This is a genomic window from Mesorhizobium sp. M4A.F.Ca.ET.050.02.1.1 (assembly GCF_003997725.1).
Taxonomy (GTDB): Bacteria; Pseudomonadota; Alphaproteobacteria; order Rhizobiales; family Rhizobiaceae; genus Mesorhizobium.
Genome location: NZ_RZSG01001468.1, coordinates 1 through 524, shown reverse-complemented (window position 1 = coordinate 524; position 524 = coordinate 1). Strand labels below are relative to the sequence as shown.

At 68.3% G+C, this 524-nt stretch carries 1 pseudogene; it reads left to right on the top strand.

Annotation, left to right across the window (positions count from 1 at the left end):
* Positions 1-221: 221 nt before the first annotated feature.
* Positions 222-524: pseudogene (locus EOA33_RS38180) on the top strand (DNA repair protein RadA); the annotation flags it as partial.

Sequence of the window (524 nt, the reverse complement as noted above, 5' to 3'; positions counted from 1 at the left end):
GATCGGTTTGAGTGAGCTCTTGAGAAAGGCCTCATTCCTTCGCCCCCCCTCTGGCCTGCCGGCCATCTCCCCCTCAGGGGGGGAGATCAGCTGTCGCGTCGGCTTTCGCCAATCGCGGAGATTGCAAGATGGGCGCCGGGATCGAAGCTGCTGGGGGAGATGTCCGGCAGGACAGAGGGGGGTGCTGTCCCGCCGACCTGTCCAATATCGGGCCGCATCTAATGGCTAAATCGCGCGTTCAGTTCATCTGCCAGAATTGCGGATCGGTGCACCAGCGCTGGGCCGGCAAGTGCGACGCCTGCGGCGAGTGGAACACGCTGGTCGAGGAAGGCACGGCCGGCGGCATCGGCTCCGGGCCGGCCAACACCCGCAACGCCCGCAAGGGCCGTGCCGTCGTGCTCACCAGCCTGTCCGGCGACATCGAGGACGCGCCGCGCATCGTTTCGGGCATCGGCGAGCTCGACCGCGCCACCGGCGGCGGCTTCGTGCGCGGCTCGGCGCTGCTGGTCGGCGGCGATCCTGTC